A 20,005-nucleotide genomic window follows, 5' to 3' on the forward strand; every position below is an offset into this window, starting at 1 on the left:
GACCGGCTACCGCTGGATCTGAATCGCAACCCCTGATGGGGCTAGCCCCATCAGGGGTTCAATATAACAGGACAGAGTTTAGTTTACACTACCTTTTCTTCCTCGATTCTTAAATATGCCTCACATTGGGTAAGTAAAGCCTCAATGTTTTTATCACGTGAATCATGCTTTACAACCTCTATTATCTCCTCTGGGTTTATTTCAATTTCTTTCTCTTCGCCATTATCTTTATACCTGTAAGTGGGGTTATTATTAGTGACCTTTTCCCAAAGATCACCCATAGATGGCCCACCTACTTCGCCCAAAGATGTGCCACTTCCCGCCAATACAGCTAAGTGTGGCATCTGTAATGAAGATAAAAGGGTTTCTTTTATAGATTCACTGTTACTTTCAACTTCCTTTTGTTTCTCCTTGTCCTCTTGCTCGTCCTTAGGTAATTCAAGTAGTTTCCATTCAGAACTATTTGGAGCTAGAAATTTATCCAAGTTCTCCGATTCCTTACTTTTATTCCCTGAAGTCCTTTTAATTTTTATTTTTTTGCTCATAGAACTAATCCTTGATTCTTTAGTCGTTGAATATCAATCTTTCCCGATATAAGCTTCGGCAAAAGTAAATTTCTCGTTTCCTTAAGCTTAATATTCTGCTTTTGAAGTGTACTTATTTGATCAAATAGAGGCCCAACTTTATAATGAAAAGTATCAAGTAAATCTTGGTTAGGCATAAGAGCTGGCAGCCCCTTAAATTTAGTTTTACTAACGTTTGTCATGGTTGCCCCCGTAGATCCAATTTTTTCCATCAACGGCTTTAGGTCTTTTGTAGTGAAGTACAAGTACTCTCTATAGGATTCGTTTTCTGGTACAATTGAATTTATTTGCTGATTGGTTTGGGAGGGCACCGATGTAAGAGCAACAACACCAGCTGTACCAATACAACTTACACAGATACTGCTAGCCGGCAAGGTTTTATTCTCTTGGGTTTTGACACCTTTTTTTGATAAAACATTTTCAGTTTCATGAATAAAAATTTGATCATGCATGTCAGGTGTCTTTATGAAAGGCATGTAGTCACCATAATTTGCAGAATCTTTGGTGCTTGGTGTTTTACCTAAAACAATCTCTCCAAAATCCTCCAGCTTCTTCACCTCCCACCCCTCAGGAATTTCCCCGAGCTCCGTACCCGAATCCACAAGCTCATCCTCCTGGTGACCGGGATAGCGGAAGTGCACAAACCACTCGCGGTAGATCCGCCGCGCCATCTCCTCCAGGATCTCAATGCGGCGGGTGTTATTTTCGATCAGGTCGTCAAAGCCGGAGAGAATGGAAGCTATTTTTTGCTGAATGGGAAGATCGGGAGGATCAATCTCAACTTCTTCGACAGCTGTTATATCTGCTCGCTGTCTACCCGAAGCCCCTGCCATACTTTTTTCAGCCGTTTTTCTAATAAGTGGACTTCTACTCAAATAGTAAACAAAGTTTGGATCTGAAACACCTTCTTTAGCCCGAAAAACAAAAAATTCAGTAGAGCCAAAACCCTTCTTTATTCCATCTGATTTAAACCGAGTAATTTTCCCATTTTCCAAACAAGGAGTGATACGTGCAAAAAGAGTATCTCCTTCCTTAAATTTTGACCTACTATTCTTGTATTCCCGTGTTTCAGAATTTGTAACATAACCACGGGATGGGTTAACATCAGCCATTCCCACATAGGGATAGGTTTTTCCTTTCTTTAAATCTACTTTGGGATTTATCTGTACGAAATCTTTAAACAGCATCAATTACTGATTTAGAATAGATTGAATATTCTCTGTAATCTGATTTTCCAAACTATCAGCTTCTGCATTGAGCAGTTCCAACTCCTCATATAATTCACCTAATCTCACCTGAAAATCCACATCATCCTCTTCCCGCTCGGCCACGCCTACGTAGCGGCCCGGGTTCAGGCTCCAGCCCTGCTCCTCAATCTCTTCCACCGTAGCCACCTTACAGAGGCCGGGGATGTCCCGGTACTGGCCGTCATCAAATAATTCGTACATGTTATCGGGCTGGGTGATATTGGACGATTGGGTGTCCTCATCGGCCGTACCGTGGTACGGCCCTACAGATTGGTATTCCTCTGCCTCCTCGGCAGCCATTGCCATTTCCTCATTCCCTGCCTGTTGGGACACGCCATGGCGTGTCCGTACGGCAGCATCTCCTTTCACAGAATCCAGCTCTTCGCCCCGGTATCGTCTCACAATATTGGCAATGAAATCCAGCTGCCGGTCGGTGAAATCCCGGTGGGCGCGGTCGAGCTGCCGGTAGATATTTCTTGCATCGATGAAGAGCACGGTATTGCAACCGCGGGTGGATACTTCATCTCTGCCCTTTTCTTCATCCTGTGGGGACACGCCATGGCGTGTCCGTACATCCTCGATATCTATTTCCGGCAATTGCTGCTTGCCCTTATCAAAAAACCACAAGGTACAGGGCAGCGTCACCGTATAGAAAAAGTTGGAGCCGACGGAGATGATCACATCCACCACGCCCTCTTCAATGAGTTTCCTGCGGATCTCCTGCTCGCTGTGGCGGGCATCGGCGGCGGAGTTGGCCATCACAAACCCGGCCCGGCCGCTATCGTTCAGGGCGCTGAAAAACTCCTGCATCCACAGGTAGTTGGCGTTGTCGGTGCTGGGGATGCCGAACGGGTAGCGCGGGTCGCCCTCAATGGCCTCCTTGTCCACCCCGCTCACGTTAAACGGAGGGTTGGCCATCACGTAGTCGAACCGTCCCACGCAGTCGTGGGCATTCTCGTAGTAGGTGTTGCCGGTGCGGATGTCACCCTCCAGCCCGTGCACGGCCAGGTTCATCTTGCATAAGCGCACCGTATTTTCTTTATTCTCCTGGCCGTAGATAGATAAAATATCCTTAGCCTGTTGGGACACGCCATGGCGTGTCCGTACGGAGTCATCTCCGTTTTTCTGATGCCTATTCCTAAATTTATCGCTTTGCACAAACATGCCGCCGGAGCCGCAGGCCGGGTCCAGGATCTTACCGCCGTAGGGCTCCAGCACTTCCACGATCAGCTTGACAATGGCGGTGGGCGTAAAGAACTCGCCGCCTTTCTGTCCCTCGCTCATCGCAAACTTGCCGAGGAAATACTCGTAGATCTGCCCGAACACGTCCCCTTCCACATCGGCGCCCACGTTGGAGAAGTTCTTCAGTAGGTCTTTCAGTACCCGGTCCTCAAACTGCTTGTAGTCCTTGGGCAGCACGTCGGCCAGCTCGGGGTTCTCCTCTTCAATGGCCTCCATCGCCTCGTTCACCTTCTGCCCGATATCCTCGCTTTCGGGCAGCTGCAGCAGGTAGTTGTACCGCGCCTGCTCCGGAAGGTAGAGCACGCCTTCGGCCTTGTAGTCGGCCGGGCCTATGGTGCGCCGCCCGGAGGACTGGCCTTCCAGCTCCTCGTGCAACGGCTGAAATCGGTGCCAGGCGTAGCGCAGGAAGATGAGTCCCAGCACGGGCGTGGAGTATTCGTAAGAACTAAGTTTGGAGTTGGCGCGGAGGTTGTCGGCGGCCTGCCACAGCCGGTCTTCGAGTTCTTTTAGGTTTGTCGGCATGTAACCCCGTTATTCTCTTGTTTAACGCTTTTGTTCTGTGCCCTATATATAAATTTTTTAAGGGATAAAACAAGCATTTATTGGGGATCCAGCCAGATTGTTTAATCTTTTCCAGGAATACACACTTTTCCACACTAGCTATTGAGTATATAAATAAGCGATTAAACAAGCTCTGGTATCTCAATTTCAATGGTATCATATAGACTGGATATGCCAAATAACCGCAGGAGCTGATTTTCTTTTTTCTATATGTGATGTGATATCTATCGACGATGAGGGCCCATTGCAGATCTGGTATGTATTCCTCCAACACTAAATACCTGCAAGTCCCCTACAAAAATTTTCATCCATCTTCTCCTGATTGGTTTACCAATAACTGTCCCATCCAAATATCCATGTAAAATTCCTGTATAGTGGCTAAAATCAGTGTCTTTCTAAAAGAGTTTATGAAATTCAGCTCCATCCCTCCCTATGGCACACCTGAAACCGGTAATAATATGTACTCAGGCAACCCTTTCCTTCCAGAACTTGTATAGACTAATACCGGAACACGGTCAAGACGTACGTGGATTACAAATATTAACTAAACAGGAAGGGATGTTATGAGGAATAAAACAGTATGGCTAATCGGATTACTTTCAATTGTGTTCGTGATTGGATATGCGTGCCAGGATCAATCATTTAACCCGGTCCATTCCGGACAGGAACATGGAGTTAGTCCTCAAAACGTGGAAGGTAAAGCACCTGCATGGGCCAGCTCAAACCAGCGAAACTTTCGTGCTCACCTAAAAGGCAGCAACGAGGTTCCGCCGGTAGAGACGGACGCGCAGGGACAGGCCATCTTCCAGGTAAGTAAGGACGGCAGCTCCATTGACTATAAGCTGATTGTTGCAAACATTGAAAATGTGTTAATGGCTCATATCCATAACGCCCCCTCCGGTCAAAATGGCGGTGTAGTGGTTTGGCTCTATCCGCAGGCGCCCCCGCCCCAGCTGATCGAGGGACAAACCCAGGGCATTCTTGCCGAAGGGACCATCACAGCGGATGAACTTGTTGGGTCACTGGAAGGTCAAACACTTGATGCACTGATCAGCGAGATGAAGGCTGGAAATACGTATGTCAATGTACATACTACGCAAAACCCACCGGGGGAGATCCGGGGCCAAATCAAATAACGTTTAATCGCTGATCTAATACCAGCGTTTGACGTTAAAATAATTATCCGCCTATACTCCCAAAAGTTGGCGGACACTTGTAGAGCAGCTTGTTCCCGGCCGGTTAAACCGGTCGGGCTTATTTTTTTAAGAGATTATTTCCCTGCAGATAGACAAGCACAATCTAGAATGGGGTAATCATGAGAGCTCTTACATTGATAATTCTAAGTATTTGGTTGATTTCCGGATGCAATATTTTTTTCACTTCGGATTCCGGCTTGCCAATTGAAATAAGCGGAATGGTTTATGATAAAGATTCTGGATCACCACTGCCCCAAGCTGCAATCGAATTGTGGGGCGTGGACTTTTGGGGTGATGATGAACTAATAGTCAGAACCTTTTCATCCGGCAGCATTGGACAACCCAGTGGTGCTGGATTTTATATGGTCGATACCAGTACAAAGGCATATCATCGATGCGATTCTACCGGTATTAGATTAAAAGCATGGCACAGTGTTCATTATGCGGAGGTCGACTCATTTGTGTCGTACCGGCTTCCTGAGCGGCTTATACCAATCAACTGCAATAGTAATTTCAAGCATATACAACGAACCATCAATCTGGGTCTTGAAAGAGAGTGAACCGTACAAATTATGCCCTCTTTATAAATGAGAAAATCCCAATTTCGATCAATAATACTGATATACGGCTATGGACTTTCGCGGATAGCAATAAATATTCCTGGATGAATGCGGAGAGCTTCACAGGCCTGGGCTGAGGGGTGAGGATCTGGTTACATTTTTTATAACGGTTTTACTTGCTTAGCATAAAAAATAAAAAGTATTTTGAAGAAGTAATTCTTTATGCTTTATATTTGCAGGTGATTAATATTGATCGCTGATAAATTTCCCGTTTAAGCAACGACGGGGAAAATTTCAGACACTAAAAAGTACGATATGAACTACTTTTTAAAACAATTAAGTGTCCCTGCAACCCATTGTATTCAAATGGATTAGGCGATTTGCCGGTGTGGCGGAATTGGTAGACGCGCGCGACTCAAAATCGCGTTCCCTCTGGGAGTGAGAGTTCGAGTCTCTCCACCGGTACTTTTACCCTTGCAAGTTATTGGCTTGCAAGGGTTCGGTATGTAAGATACAACCAAGGTAACGGGATTGAAACCACCTGCCTCCCCGACCGAACCAGTTATCAGGCAGGAACAGGTTCTTGCATAATCTTTTCCGTGAATCTGCCGAACTTAAAGAATAGTAACGAGAATCAGCCAATGTAAGGCAGATTTTGCGATCTTTTGAAGTGAACACGGGATCTTTTTATGAAAAGATCGCAAAATCACGCCAATATGGGATGGTTCGCTATAGGCTCCAGCCTCATGGTGTGAGGCGATCGCATCCCGGGAATCGATAAACCACGTAAAATGACAAATATATACTACGACCAGGATGCAGATATATCCGTCCTCGAGGGAAGGAATATTGGAATAATTGGTTATGGGAATCAGGGCAGGGCCCAGGCGTTGAACATGCGTGATTCCGGCCTGTCGGATATCTTTATCGGCACGGCCAGGGATGAAACATTTACCCAGGCTCAGGAAGATGGGTTCAGAGTGGATGATGTGCCCGAAGTCGCGATCCAGTCCGATATCCTGTTTCTGTTAATCCCTGATGAGATCATGCCCCGTATCTACCAAGAGCAGGTGGAACCCCATCTCAAAGCGGGCAACGTGTTGAATTTTGCCTCGGGATACAACATCACCTTTGATCACATATCACCGCCCTCACATTGCGATACTATCATGGTTGCTCCCCGCATGATCGGGGACGGAGTTCGCAACCGTTATTTAAACGGGAAGGGCTATCCCGCCTTTATCGCGGTAGAACAGGACGCATCGGGAGAAGCCCTGCAAACCGCCCTTGCCCTTGCAAGGGCGATGGGGGCCACAAAAATGGGATCGATCGAGGTTACCTTCAAAGATGAAACGATGCTGGATCTGCTGGCAGAGCAGGCAATATGGCCGATGATCATATCCATACTGACCGAAGCTTTTCATTTTGAAGTTGAACAAGGACATCCCCCGGAAGCTTCACTGATCGAGTTGTACATGTCGAGAGAGCCTGCCTACATGTTTGAAAAAATGGCTGAAGACGGCCTCTTCAAGCAGTTCCCCTATCATTCTCATACCAGCCAATACGGGCAGCTGTCGCGTATCGAAGATCTGGACAAATCTTTTATCCGAAAAACACTGGCCGATGCCTACCAGTATATCGAAGACGGCAAATTTTCCCGGGAATGGGAAAAGGAACAGGAGAACGGTCTGCCAGAGTTGAAGAGACTCCTGGACCAGGCATATAATTCAGTGATATCCAACATGGAAGAAAAGATCAAAAACCAGTGATATTGTCTTTCACCGACTCCGACATGCTATTGCAAATCTGAGACCGCCCGCTTATGATCTCCACTTCGCTGTTAATTACCAATTTAGTAGTGGCCATTGCCATTATCCTGGTAGCTATTATCGCGTTTCGGTGGAGTCCTGTTGTCGCCCTGATATGCGGAAGCATCTATATGGGACTGGCTTCCGGGCTGGGATTGATGGAAACCGTCCATCAAATTACTGAGGGATTCGGAGAGCTTATGGCAGCAGTCGGTTTGTCCATCGGGTTTGGCGTTATTATCGGGCAGTTGATATATGACAGTGGGGGCGCGCGTTCAATCGCTCTCAAAATGGTCGACATTTTCCCCGGTCAGCTGGTATTCTACGGTATCGGGCTGACGGCGTTTCTCTTTTCGATACCTGTATTTTTCGACGTTACCTTCGTTATTTTGATTCCCCTGGCCCTCGCCCTGGTTAAAGAACTTGATAAGCCTCTTCCCTACGCCGTGGGGGCCATGGTTATCGGGGCGGCTGCCGCACATACGCTCGTGCCCCCCACGCCCAACCCGCTGGCTGCTGCCGATATTTTGGGATTTGATCTCGGGATCATGATCGTGGCAGGCCTGCTTTTTGGCCTAGTCGCGGTCTCCCTCTCCATCAAGATCCTCTTTTATTTTCTCGATCACGGTTTCTGGAACGAGGAGAAAGACCAGGTCAAGGAACCGCTGGAAGTTACGGAGGAGCACCCTCCGAACGCCCCGGGTGCCCTCCTGGCGGTTATACCCATTGTTGCTCCCATATTGCTGATTCTGAGCGGGACCGCATACCAGGCTTTTTCTGAACAGGTCCCCGGTATCATTCAATTTCTGAGTCACAAGGTGATCGCCATGCTTGTGGGGGCCATACTGGCTTATCTCATTGCTGTACGTTCGATGAAGAAAAAAGTCATATCCGATTCTGTTCAAAATGCGATGTCTGCGGCAGGCCTCGTACTGCTTATTACCGGGGCAGGTGGAGCATTTGGAGCAGTCATCGAGAGCACAGAGATAGGCACTACGCTGGCCGGCGGCATAAGCAGTTTTTCCAATTCTGCAATCTGGGCGATCCTCATTACGTACGGGATAGCGCTTATATTTCGTGTCTCCCAGGGATCCGGCACCGTGGCCTCCATAACCACCATGAATATCATGGCCGGGGCCAGCCTGGCGGCCACCGTCGGACTTCACCCGGTATGGATAGCGCTGGCGGCCCTTTCCGGTGGAATGAGTATCGGTCATGTCAACGACAGCGGATTTTGGGTTACAGTTGAACTCAGCGGTTTTTCGGTAACCGGCGGATTGAAGATTTATACTTTTGGAGAGTTCATTATTTCAATAATCGTGCTGACGCTGGCTATACTGGGCGGGGTTTTTCTGCCCGTATTTTAGAAGGTTACTGGTTTCCCAACTCCCCATCCACTTTTTTATCAACGTCAGCCAGGAATTTGCAGTACTCTTCATCTGCCGGGGCAGTTCTGTTTCCATATTTGTCCGGAAATAAATTCGTATTTTTCTTGTTGACTAAACCAAAATCAAGCGATGGTACTTGAGTTGTTCAAGGGCCAGGCCCAACTGTTTATTGGATTGAGAAATGGATAAAATCCAGGAAAAGGTATTGAGAGATAGTATTAAATCGTGTCCATCTGCAGTGGCATATTATAAAACTATTGACGGGGATGACGACCTTGCCGATTTTGAAATCTGGACCACCAACGATGCTTATGCCCGATTTTTCGATCGAACGCCCGGGGATCTTGCCGGCACCCGGGCATCCGAACTGTTGCCCGATCCTGATAATGCAGCAACCAGCTGGAGACGGGCGTATACCCGGGTTGCTTCGAGTGGACAAAATGAGAAGTTTGAACTTTACCTCAGTAATCTGGACAAATGGTTCGAGGTACAGGTGTGGCGCATCCAAAAGCGGGTTATCGCTACGCTTCTGATCGATATTACTAACAAAAAGGAGGCGGAATTCCAGAGCCAGGAACGCACCAAAGAGCTGAGTGCGATGTACTATCTCTCAAAAATATCGCACCATGATACCTCCCTGGCCGAGATGTTGCAACAGATAGCCGATACGTTGCCCGAAAGCTGGCAGTTCCCGGAAATAGCCTGGTGCAGAATTGTGCTGGAAGGACATGAATATAAATCCGGGTCAACCACCGATTCGCAGTGGACCCAGAGCAGCAGTATCGAAATTGAGGGGAAGCGCCGGGGAAAGGTTGAGATCGGCTATTCGGGAGAACGACCCATTCGGGATGAGGGTCCCTTTCTGAAGGAGGAGCGACAACTACTGGAAGCGGCAGCCGATAGAATTGGACGAATTGTCCAGCGAAAACAGGCCGAAAAAAAGCTGGAGGAGACAAAGAATATTATCGACAGAAGCACACTGGTCGCCTTTACCTGGAAAAATGAGGAAAACTGGCCGGTGGAATATGTCTCGGAAAATGTCCGGAAAGTCTTTGGATATTCCGAAAAGGAGTTCACCTCTGGCAGCGTCACATATGAAGACTGTATCCACCCGAAAGACCTGGAGCGGGTCTTTTCCGAAGTTCAAGCCAACAGCCAAAGCGATGTATCAGAGTTTGAGCACCGTCCCTACCGGATTGTTACCAAACAGGGAGTTGTCAAATGGGTCACCGACTGGACGTTTATTGAGAGAGACAACAGCGGCCAGGTTCTGCATTACCGGGGCATTATACAGGATATTACCGACCGCAAGCAGGCGGAGCAGGAGCTGCGCGAAAGCGAGCAGGTCTACCGCAGCCTGGTATCCAATCTTCCCGGAATTGTATACAACTGTGAAAATGATGAGCACTGGACCATGCTGTATATGAGCGACCGCGTTGAAGATATTACCGGGTACCCGGCAGAGGAGTTTATCGGCAACAGGGTCAGATCCTATGAGAGTATCATCCATGAGGAGGACACCGGGCGTGTGGACCGAGAAGTGCGGGCGGCCGTTACCGCAGGGAAAAAGTGGGAAATTGAGTATCGGATCGTCGACAGGGACGGAGACATTCACTGGGTATGGGAAAAGGGGCAGCCGATCGAAGACAGGGAGAACGAGAGAGTGTATCTAAACGGCTTTATCGAGGATATTACGGAGCGCAAGCAGATCGAGAAAAACCTGAGAACCTCGCTGGTAGAGAAGGAAACGCTGCTTTCGGAGATCCACCACCGTGTAAAAAACAACCTGGCGGTAATATCGGGATTGATGCAGCTACAGGTACTTGACACGAACAACAAAGAATTAGAGCATCAACTCTACAACAGCATCGCCCGTATCAAAACCATTGCGAGTGTGCATGAACTGTTATACCGATCGGACAGCTTCTCCAGGCTCAATTTTTCCGATACTATAAAAGAGCTTTTGAGCCATATATCGGATACATTCCAGGCCGATCATTCGGTAACCCGTGAGATCCACTGCGATCCTGTAACGCTGAATGTAAACCAGGCGATACCGGCTTCACTGATACTTAACGAGGTGCTGACGAATGTCTATAAACATGCCTTCAAGGGAGATCAACAGGCAAACCTGAAGTTAACGATCGTTGAAGACAACGGGACGATAACTGTTGAAATTGAAGACAACGGAATTGGAATACGGGACACTCAAAAGGAGGGACAAAACTCGATGGGCATGAAACTTATTGATACCCTAACCACACAGCTTATGGGGACAAGCGAATATCAAAACACCGGAAATGGGACCAAATTCATCCTCTCATTTAAACGAGAAGACCGTAAAACAGGCGTTGGAAACGCCCTCCTGGACTAAACCTGCGTATCGGTATGTTAGTGGAAAAATGTTGGTACCCGGCTTCCGCGCCCCATTCAAGACCGGAAAGGCGGGTTCATTTTTTGCCTCCTCTCGTCAGACAGAACCTCTACCAGTTGAACATGGTGCTATAACCCGTTTATACAACCTCCCTTGAAATTCTGCATTCTGCATTCATAATTCCCAACCGGTGATTCAGGTTCATTTTTGTTCTCAGACACAGGAACACCCCTGCCTGGAAAAAGCTGCAATCACTTTTTGAGTATCTCCCTGCTTGGTGGGCTTTAAAATTCTCGATTCCTCGACCTGAGGGTTGTACTGCCCGCATAAAAGGGCAAATAAGGTCGGTTGTAAACCATCTCCCAACAAATTAGCAGGTTCTGCAAAGGTCCTGATTAAGTATTTCTAACTTGGAAGTGATCCCATAGTTTAGAAAATTACACGTGAAATTAAGAAGGGCAAAGCATGCTTAATTTAAGAGGTCTATGCAAAACCGTTGTTTTGGCCAATATCGGCATTTTCGCGGTTTCGAATCCGCTGAGGGGTTGGTCTTGACCAAAACTCCTGGTTTTTCAATGCCCTTTTTAAGAAAATTTTCACCAGTTTTTACTTGAGCATGCTGGCTGGATACATGCTTTAGGTTCAGGCATTGGGAGCTTTTTTCCGCCAGACGGTATAAAATCAAAAATCAAAAGCAGGAACGTCGGTTTGATGGGTCGACGTTTTTTTATTGTAGGTGCTTGTCCCGAAGAACAGCGGCATACGCTGTCATTTGGCCGCCTGTGGTTCTTCGGCTTCCGTTTCTTCCGGCAAAAGCTGGTCTTTGTACTGAAGTTCATACAGCTTGCGGTAGATACCGCCACTCTTCTCAAGCAGTTCGGCATGCGTGCCCATCTCCCTGATTTCACCTTTGTGCATTACCAAAATATTGTCGGCGCCCTGGATGGTCGAAAGGCGGTGGGCAATCACGATCGATGTGCGTCCCTTCATCATGCGGTCACACGCCTTGTTGACAATCGCCTCGGTTTCGGAATCGACGCTGGAGGTGGCTTCATCCAATACCAATATCCGGGGATTGTACACCATGGCCCGCACAAAACAGATCAGCTGCCGCTGTCCCATCGACAACGAGGTGCCCCGCTCATTCAGCTCATAGTCATACGTTCCCGGGAGTCGCTTTATGAACTGGTGGGCCTGGACCTCCCGGGAAGCTTCAATTACCTTCTCCCTGCTGATAGCCGGATTGCCCAGCGTAATATTCTCCATGATGCTGCCCGAAAAGAGGGCGTTGTCCTGCAATACCATTCCAAAATTCGATCGGAGATCCTCCAGTTTTAAATCCCTGATATCCACCCCGTCCAGCAGAATGGCCCCATCGTCAATATCGTAGTAACGCATCAACAGGTTGATAATAGTCGTTTTGCCGGCCCCCGTAGCGCCCACGATAGCCACAGTTTGCCCCGGTTCTACCGAAAAGGAAACATTTTTAAGCACCTGTTCCTCTTTGTTGTAGCTGAACGACACATGTTCAAACTCAATTCTCCCCCTGGGATTACGTATAACCCTGGGGTTTTCAGGGTCGGTGATCTCATTTTTGGTATCCAGCACATTAAAAATTCGTTCCGAAGAGGCCAGTGCCGACTGCAGGGTATTGAATTTTTCCGAGATTCCCTGTATCGGCCGGAAAAACTGGCGCACGTATTGTACAAACGCAAGCAGGATACCGAATGTCACCTCTCCCAGCAGGGCACGTCCGCCGCCGTACCAGATCACCAGCGCCAGCGCCAAGCTCGAGATAACCTCGATAGCCGGCCAAAAGATGGCATAATAAAAAATGGTGTCGATGTGGGCTTCCCGGTGCTCCCTGTTGATGGAATGATAACGCTCGCGTTCCCGCTCCTCTTTATTGAAAAGCTGAACGATATCCATGCCATTGATATGTTCCTGTACAAAGGAGTTCATTCGGGCCACCTGGTCGCGCACATTCAAAAATGCCACCCGAACCTTGGCTTTAAACCAGAAGGTAACGTAGAACAGGATCGGCAGCACTGAGATAGAAACCAGGGTCAGTTCCCAACTCATGCTGAACATGAAATAGAGGATAAAGAAGATCCGAAACAGGTCGCCCACCATGTTCACCACTCCGTCGCTGAGCAGCTCACTCAGGGCCTCAATATCACTGGTGGTGCGCGTTATGAGCCGGCCGATCGGGTTCTTGTCAAAAAACTGAACATGAAGGGACTGTATCTTTTTAAATACCGCATTGCGCAGGCTGAACAGCGTACCCTGCCCAAACCAGCGGGTCAGGTAGGTGTTGGCAACCAGCACAATAAACTCTCCGACAAGGGCCAGGGCCAGCAGAAAAATAATCCACAGCAATCCCTCAAAATCGTTTGTACGTATATACTCATCTACGGCAATCTGGGTCAATTTGGGACGCACCGTCCCCAGAAAAGACGCTGTCAGCGTCAGACCGATGCCCAGGAGGACATACCATTTATACGGTTCTATAAAAGAGTAAAGCCGCCGAAGAAGATCCCTGTCGACGGCTTTACTACTGTTCGATTTGTTCACGTACCTTGCTAAATTTTAAAAACGATCGAAATCGTCAAATGGAGTGCGCGGCGTTATATGTTTGGGCTTTCGCTGGTTGTCATTACCGCCGTTGTTATTGCTGTTCTTTTTATTGTAGTTGCGTGAATTACTGTCGCTGCTCCTGCTTTTACGCTTGCTCCGGCCGGAGTTGCTGCTCGACTTGGAGCGGGAACGGCTACTGCTTTTAGAACTCTTACGCTTGCGGAAACGTTTCTTTTTCTTCCGCTTGTCGTTGCCCCGGTTCTTATTCTTGGATCGCCCTTTATTCTTGTTTCCACCGCTGTTGTTGATCTCCTTGAGATAAACCTTGGGCTTGATAATGCCTTTTTCATGAGCGGGATCAGTGAAAATGGGACGAAGCTCGGTGGCAACCCAGGTGGGGAAGAAATCGTCGCGCGCTTCCCTCAGCAATACATACTGGTTGGTATACCGGGCTGAGAAGTGGGTCAGTACCAGCAACTTCGTCTTCGCCTCATTCGCCACCCGGGCCGCATCCTTGGCCGTGGAATGGCCGGTTTCCTCGGCCTTGTCAGCGAGGCTGTCGCTGAAAGTCGCCTCGTGCATCAGTACGTTGGTGTTCATCCCCAGCTTAACCGAGTTCGGGTGATACCGGGTGTCGGTAATGTAGGCAAAGCTGTCTCCCGGGCGCGGGTGCCCCACAATATCATAAGATTTGACAACTGTCCCGTCGTCGAGTTCAACGTCATTCCCCGCTTTCAGCTCCTTGTATTGCCAGTCTTCCGAGATTCCCATCTCCTGAGCTTTTTCGGCATCTACCTTGCCGGGCTTGTCTTTCTCCTGGAATCGATAGCCGATGCAAAATTTGGAGTGGTTCAGCGGTCGGGCTTCAATGTAGTATTCATCCTCATCGAGGACCCGTTCGTGTTCAAAGCCCTCTTCTTCGATCTCAACATAATCGATGGGGTAATTCAGCTCAATACCGGCAAAATTGACGTTGAACTCCACATACTCCTTGATCCCTTTGGGAGCTACAATCGTCAGCTTTTGGTCTCTGCGTTGTAACTGAAGCGTGGAAAGCAGCCCGATAAGTCCTGAATAATGGTCGGTATCAAAATGAGAAAGACAGATGCATTCGATTTTTGAACGTTTCATTCCACCCTGCAGCATACGCATTTGGGTGTTTTCTCCGCAATCGAATAGAAATATACTTCCCTCTCTCCATACTGCTACCGATGCTAAATGTCTTGTGGCGGTTGGTGTTGCAGATGCAACTCCGAGTGGTACGATAATCATTATTGTTACTCCCGTTTTTTACGTTGGGGGATTGCGTTCAAGCAATGAGACCCCGATTACTTGTTTCTGGTTTTATTTAAATCTCAGCCAATTCTTCTTCTAGTAGTTGTTTTTTGTACATAGCTGAGTATCTACCTTTTTTTTGCAGAAGTTCATCGTGTGTTCCGTGTTCTTTGATTGTTCCTTCTTCCATGTAGTAAATGATGTCAGCATCCTTGATGGTAGAAATCCGATGACTGATCATAATTGTTGTACGTCCTTTTAATTCTTCTCGCAGGTGCTGGAGAATTGCCTCTTCGGTTTTGGTATCTACCGCACTTAACGAATCGTCAAGTATAATAATTTTAGGGTCCCGGATTAAGGCCCTGGCAATGGCCGTCCGCTGCTTTTGCCCGCCGGAAAGGGTAATCCCCCGCTCGCCGAGCATGGTCTCAAATTTTTTGTCAAAATCCATAATATTTTCACGGACCTGGGCCTTTTCCGCAGCTGCGTGTATCTGTTCTTCACTGGCCTCTTCCGTGCCAAAAGCAATATTTTCGCCAATAGAATCGGAAAATAAGAAAGTATCTTGGGGGACGAAACCTATTTCCGCTCTTAATTTTTTAACTGGTATGGTCTTAATATCGATGTCATCGATCAATATGGTTCCCTTTGTCGGATCAAATAGCCGGGGAATAAGCTGCACCAACGTGGATTTTCCGCTTCCTGTTCTCCCCACGATGGCAACATTTTGGCCGGCGTTGACCTTCAGATTTATATTTTTCACGGCATATACCTCGGCCCCGGGATATTTAAATGATACATCGACAAATTCGATCGACCCTTCAATCTCTTTAACTGACTGATCAGTGCGATTATTATCGCTTATTTCCACCTTCTCGGTTAATACCTGGTCTACCCGGTTCCAGGAGGCCATGGAGCGCTGGAACCGGTTAACGGTGTATCCCAGCGACGCTACCGGCCACGTCAGGTAGGCCACATATACAACAAACTCGACGATATTCCCGATCGTCAGCGTACCCTCGATCACGTACTGGCCCGCCTTCCAGATAACCAGGATAATAGAAATACCTATCAAAAAGTTGAGCCCGGGGTGAAACAGCGATTCAACCAGGTCAAGCCGCAGTTTCTTCTTTCGGTACGATTCGCTTTCATCCTCAAACCGATTTTGTTCGTAGTCCTCGCGGTTATACGCCTTAATAAGCCTGATGCTTGAAAAAGCCTCCTGCGCCCGGCCCGCCACGTTGGAGTACTGCTCCTGGATAATCCTGGAATGGGTGTTGATATAGCCGCTGATCCAGTAGGCAAAACCGGAGAGAAGCGGAAGCGGCAGCAGTGCCCAGAACGTCAACTCCGGGCTTACAATAATCATCATGGCGATAACAAATCCCGCCCGGGAAAGCGTGTTGACGGTATACATGAATGCGGGACCAAAGTATTCCCTCACCTTGGAGATATCCTCGGTTGCGCGCACATAAATTTCTCCTTTGTTAAATTCGCTGAAAAAACGTTGAGGCAGCTCCAGCAGCTTGTCAAAAACATTATTCCGGAGGTCGAACTCAATTTTCCGTGAGGTGACGATCAGCGTCTGTCGAGTCGCAAAAAGAAGCAGGCCCGATGCGACCACCGCACCCACCAGCATCAGCGCATTCTCTGCCAATATAGCCCCCGCCTGGCTGCTAAAAAGCACTTCTGCGAGCCCGTCAAAAGAGCCGCCTCCCTTGCTCTCCAGTGCTGCCACTTCATCGATGGTCCGCCGAATAAAAATCGGGATCCAGACCAAAAAGAAATTGGAGGCAACCAGGAAAACAGACCCGAGAATGATGGTCCCCAGGTACTTTTTGAAATATGTATTCAGCTTTTTGAGCGATCCTGTCAAGGAGAAATTGTTTTAAAGATCAATAGATTGTTGGCAGACAAGTATTTTACAGCCTGAGAACCTTTTATGTTACAGCAGTAACGAAATGCCTCCGTGCTTTTTATTATTTCAGGAAGTACAACCGAGCAAATTTATTATGATATAACAGTGGGTTAGGATGAATGATTCAGATTTAGGTAACAATATTTAGACCCTGGCCAGCTCATATTTTTCATTCCAGTATTCCGCCAGGCGGAGTCCTGATAAATAGGAGCTTTCTGCCGAGTTCCCTCCCAGGTAATCTCCTATCAGGGCCAGCGGAGCCTCTTCCATCTCCAGTTCCATAAAACCCTCGTCAATCGGGTTCCTGCAGCTTGCATACTGCCAGTAGTGGTAATGCTCGGCCGTGGGCTGGGCGATCCAGTCCTGACCGGTGATGCGTGCAACCTGCTGCAGCAACCCGGAAGCTGCCTTTTGTGGGTCTTCTTCCTTGTTTTTCCGGGCAAACGCGGCGGAAGAGTGAATGACCAGGGAGGTATCGGCATTGTCCCGTTTTGACGATTCATTAATTACCCACTTCAGGTGCTCTCCAGCGCATTCAACAGCATCCCAGTCGGGGACCTCCTGGTTCCTGTAGCTGGCCATCACGGTGAATGAAGGGTCATAGTTAAATTCATCGACATGGCGAATAATACGGCGGGCCGGCGTCTCATCCTGTGCGGTCATCAGGATGCCGTAGGCCACCGTGGCGGGGGTGGCGATGATTACCGCATCACACTCAAAAACGCTGACATCCGTTAAATTGATCATCCACGCCCGTTTTTTGGTGCGGTCGGCCCCGATGTAGGTCAATCCCCCCGCCTGTACGGACGACTTAATATCGACCCAGCGACTCAACTTTTGTGCAACCCTGGAAAAGCCCCTGGTTGACGCATAATGCAGTTCTGGAGAGCGGTTGGGATTCAGATCGTGAAGCTGAGAACCGTCAAAATACTCAAACCGGGACGACCATTCATCCACCAGGTTTTCCTCTTTCAGGTAGTTGACAAATGAGACAAAATCCGGGTTGTTGGCGTGAAAGTGTGAAATCCCGTAATCAAATATATTTCCTTCTCCATCATCGAGCGTGGCCATCCGTCCGCCGAGCATTCTTGTTTTTTCAATAACGGTTACTTCATGTCCTGCCTGACCCAGTTTTTTACCCGCTACAAGACCTGCCAGGCTCGATCCGATAATTCCTATCTTCATTCTGTAAAATTAAATTTTGATTAGTTCTCAACTATAAAATAGCAAATCATATTGTATAAATCCGAAATTCGAATCACCTAAATCCGGAACTACCTCCAAGCATAACATATGGACAAATGGACAGGTGATATCTGCCCGCAAGCTCACCGGTTACGAGCCCACCTTGTTGCTATCAAACGGGAAAAATTTATTTCCAGTGAGGACTCTGCAAACAACGGTTTTGCGAACGGACTTTTCCGGTGATTTAGAGAGGACTTTTCAAAACCATCAATTCTTCGTTCTGAGGGAGTTATACTCCCGTTAAAAGGTCAGTAGTACAACTACCTCCTAACAAAATAGCAGGTTTTGCAAAGGTCCCTTAAATCTTTCGGTACGGGGTGTTCAAATCGTAAACAACCTCATCCGGGGCTCTACTGCACTCTTGTCAAGCAAGGCGGGCCAGTAGGCGACAATTTCCGCAGCTTTCGGGCGGCCGGCGGCATAGCCAGTTACCCCGCCCGGGCCTGTCAGTACCAGGGGAATAACCTCTTTTCCAAATCGGTCGAGCACTTCCCGGTTCATCCCCGAAACAGAAATTCGAAGCTGAATTTCCTCAAACTCCCGTTTCAGGGCTTCTTGCGTGACCGGGTTTTCACTGCACCCGTTGTAGCCGATATATTCCGCTTTCCACTCTCCCAGCTCAAGCCCGAGCTGTTCGGCCCTGCCCTGCAGGATATCGGCCGCCTTTTGCGCTTTGCCCAGGGCCCGGGGCCAGGAATATACCAAAGTAGAAGTTATTTTATAACCCGCCTTGTAGCTGGCAGAGACCTTGTACGACCGGGGAGGCGGCTTGCCCTTGATATTAAAAACACGAACACGATCCGGCCCGGACTGCTGCAGCTGGAGCGTGGTGAAGTCAGCCACCCCGTCCGGGGTCAGGTAGGCTGATGGGTCTGCGATCTCATACACGAGCTGCTCCTTCACCGTCATCTGGTTGATCAATCCCCCCGTGCCCTCGTGCTTGGTAACGGCAAACGTTCCGTCGGGGAAGGCTTCGACAATCGGGAACCCGATATTGACAAAATCTTTGACCTCTTGCCAGTCCGTAAAATTGCCCCCCGAGGCCTGGGCTCCGCATTCAATTATGTGGCCCGCTACAATACCGGAAGCGATCCGGTCATAATCATTAAAGTCCCAGCCGAATTCATGGACCAGGGGACCCAAAATCAGCCCGGCGTCAAATACCCGGCCGGTGATGACAATATCCGCCCCTTGGTCTAGCGCTTCCACAATCGGGCGGCTGCCCAGGTATACATTTGCACTTGTCAGCTGGTCACGCACCGATGTGATCGGCTCACCGGTATCGATATTTTCAAGCTGATGCCCCGCCTCGACCAGCGCATCAATTTTTCCCAGGATGTCGTCGCCGTCGACTACCGCTACCGAGATATCCTCGTATCCGCGCTCTTTGACCAGCGTCAATATCGCCTCTTTACACGCCTCCGGATGCACGCCGCCCGCATTGCTGATCACTCTGACTCCGCGCGCCGTGATATACTCCAGGATTTGATCAATAACGTGAACAAAATCGAGGGCGTAACCGTGATCGGGATTGCGCATCCGCTGCTTCTGCAGGATCGACATGGTGACCTCCGCAAGATAGTCCATTACCAGGTAATCGATTGAGCCCTTTGTAACCTGGTCGACCGGTGCCCGGGGCAGATCTCCCCAAAAACCCGAGGCCGATGCAATGCGAATTGAAGATTTCAATATTCTTATCTTATTTTTTCAGTTGACTTTATTTGACTATTCATGCGTCATTATTTGCAAATCATCCCGGCACAGGGTGGTCCCTAATCGTTGCTGTACCCGGTCCGGGCGTGTTGGTCCGAATGGTAAGATAAAAGTTCATCCCAGAGGAACAAATTGCATTGCGTGCCTGAATATTGTCTACATATTCTTCTCGCAGGATATACAACGCACACTTTACCGAGCATGCGGTTGGCAATTCAGGGAACTTCATTTTGTCCCGGCCGATCGTGGACGAAAGTGATACCAATGTGTAAAGTACAGGCTAAAATACTTGCCGGTCTCCCGCGATCACCTTACCA

13 protein-coding genes and 1 tRNA gene are annotated in these 20,005 nt (G+C 48.4%); 6 read left to right on the forward strand and 8 right to left on the reverse strand.

Going from position 1 to position 20,005, the window contains the following annotated elements:
- Positions 1-83 precede the first annotated feature (83 nt).
- From ACG2E4_RS10110 to ACG2E4_RS10120, 3 genes are read right to left on the reverse strand one after another with little or no spacing between them, the layout of a single operon-like run.
- Complete coding sequence (locus ACG2E4_RS10110; protein WP_395276467.1) at positions 84-545, reverse strand: hypothetical protein; 462 nt, start codon at positions 543-545, stop codon at positions 84-86.
- Entirely contained in the window at positions 542-1,771 is a 1,230-nt protein-coding gene (locus ACG2E4_RS10115) for a restriction endonuclease subunit S (RefSeq protein WP_395261002.1), read from the reverse strand. The genes ACG2E4_RS10110 and ACG2E4_RS10115 overlap by 4 nt, the downstream gene beginning before the upstream one ends.
- 3 nt (positions 1,772-1,774) lie before the next feature.
- Positions 1,775-3,595, reverse strand: a complete 1,821-nt coding sequence (locus ACG2E4_RS10120; RefSeq protein WP_395261004.1) for an N-6 DNA methylase — start codon at positions 3,593-3,595, stop codon at positions 1,775-1,777.
- Between the two features lie 602 nt (positions 3,596-4,197).
- On the opposite strand from ACG2E4_RS10120, the gene ACG2E4_RS10125 reads away from it, so the two are divergent.
- The 6 genes from ACG2E4_RS10125 (at position 4,198) to ACG2E4_RS10150 (ending at position 10,960) form a co-directional block, all read left to right on the forward strand.
- Complete coding sequence (locus ACG2E4_RS10125) at positions 4,198-4,770, forward strand: CHRD domain-containing protein (RefSeq protein ID WP_395261006.1); 573 nt, start codon at positions 4,198-4,200, stop codon at positions 4,768-4,770.
- Between the two features lie 179 nt (positions 4,771-4,949).
- Positions 4,950-5,390, forward strand: coding sequence for a hypothetical protein (locus ACG2E4_RS10130; protein WP_395276468.1), 441 nt, complete (start codon positions 4,950-4,952; stop codon positions 5,388-5,390).
- Between the two features lie 382 nt (positions 5,391-5,772).
- Positions 5,773-5,855, forward strand: a tRNA-Leu gene (locus tag ACG2E4_RS10135).
- A gap of 326 nt (positions 5,856-6,181) precedes the next feature.
- Positions 6,182-7,159, forward strand: coding sequence for a ketol-acid reductoisomerase (ilvC, locus tag ACG2E4_RS10140; protein WP_395261010.1), 978 nt, complete (start codon positions 6,182-6,184; stop codon positions 7,157-7,159).
- Positions 7,160-7,212: 53 nt separating this feature from the next.
- Entirely contained in the window at positions 7,213-8,565 is a 1,353-nt protein-coding gene (locus ACG2E4_RS10145) for a GntP family permease (RefSeq protein ID WP_395276469.1), read from the forward strand.
- Positions 8,566-8,824: 259 nt separating this feature from the next.
- A complete protein-coding gene (locus tag ACG2E4_RS10150) occupies positions 8,825-10,960 on the forward strand; it encodes a PAS domain-containing protein (protein WP_395276470.1) in 2,136 nt (711 codons plus the stop codon).
- Between the two features lie 768 nt (positions 10,961-11,728).
- Here ACG2E4_RS10150 and ACG2E4_RS10155 read toward each other — a convergent pair.
- The 5 genes from ACG2E4_RS10155 to ACG2E4_RS10175 all read right to left on the reverse strand — a co-directional run bounded on the left by ACG2E4_RS10155 (position 11,729) and on the right by ACG2E4_RS10175 (position 19,664).
- On the reverse strand, positions 11,729-13,534 hold the full coding sequence (locus tag ACG2E4_RS10155) for an ABC transporter ATP-binding protein (protein ID WP_395276471.1): 1,806 nt from the start codon (positions 13,532-13,534) through the stop codon (positions 11,729-11,731).
- A gap of 15 nt (positions 13,535-13,549) precedes the next feature.
- Positions 13,550-14,809 (reverse strand): ribonuclease Z, encoded by a 1,260-nt coding sequence (rnz, locus tag ACG2E4_RS10160; RefSeq protein WP_395276472.1) that lies wholly within the window; start codon positions 14,807-14,809, stop codon positions 13,550-13,552.
- Positions 14,810-14,885: 76 nt separating this feature from the next.
- Positions 14,886-16,688, reverse strand: coding sequence for an ABC transporter ATP-binding protein (locus ACG2E4_RS10165; RefSeq protein ID WP_395276473.1), 1,803 nt, complete (start codon positions 16,686-16,688; stop codon positions 14,886-14,888).
- A 186-nt stretch (positions 16,689-16,874) separates the two neighbouring features.
- Positions 16,875-17,915 carry an NAD(P)/FAD-dependent oxidoreductase gene (locus ACG2E4_RS10170; protein ID WP_395276474.1) on the reverse strand — a complete coding sequence of 347 codons (1,041 nt, stop codon included), beginning with the start codon at positions 17,913-17,915 and terminating at the stop codon, positions 16,875-16,877.
- A gap of 381 nt (positions 17,916-18,296) precedes the next feature.
- Complete coding sequence (locus ACG2E4_RS10175) at positions 18,297-19,664, reverse strand: acyclic terpene utilization AtuA family protein (protein ID WP_395276475.1); 1,368 nt, start codon at positions 19,662-19,664, stop codon at positions 18,297-18,299.
- Positions 19,665-20,005: the final 341 nt, after the last annotated feature.

It is taken from the genome of Halalkalibaculum sp. DA384 (genome assembly GCF_043951955.1).
Taxonomy (GTDB): domain Bacteria; phylum Bacteroidota; class Rhodothermia; order Balneolales; family Balneolaceae; genus JAMQKA01.

Coding starts and splice junctions, on each gene's coding strand:
- ACG2E4_RS10110 (WP_395276467.1), bottom strand. CDS start 545: ATGAGCAAAAAAATAAAAATTAAAAGGACTTCAGGGAATAAAAGTAAG.
- ACG2E4_RS10115 (WP_395261002.1), bottom strand. CDS start 1,771: ATGCTGTTTAAAGATTTCGTACAGATAAATCCCAAAGTAGATTTAAAG.
- ACG2E4_RS10120 (WP_395261004.1), bottom strand. CDS start 3,595: ATGCCGACAAACCTAAAAGAACTCGAAGACCGGCTGTGGCAGGCCGCC.
- ACG2E4_RS10125 (WP_395261006.1), top strand. CDS start 4,198: ATGAGGAATAAAACAGTATGGCTAATCGGATTACTTTCAATTGTGTTC.
- ACG2E4_RS10130 (WP_395276468.1), top strand. CDS start 4,950: ATGAGAGCTCTTACATTGATAATTCTAAGTATTTGGTTGATTTCCGGA.
- ilvC (WP_395261010.1), top strand. CDS start 6,182: ATGACAAATATATACTACGACCAGGATGCAGATATATCCGTCCTCGAG.
- ACG2E4_RS10145 (WP_395276469.1), top strand. CDS start 7,213: ATGATCTCCACTTCGCTGTTAATTACCAATTTAGTAGTGGCCATTGCC.
- rnz (WP_395276472.1), bottom strand. CDS start 14,809: ATGATTATCGTACCACTCGGAGTTGCATCTGCAACACCAACCGCCACA.
- ACG2E4_RS10170 (WP_395276474.1), bottom strand. CDS start 17,915: ATGAAGATAGGAATTATCGGATCGAGCCTGGCAGGTCTTGTAGCGGGT.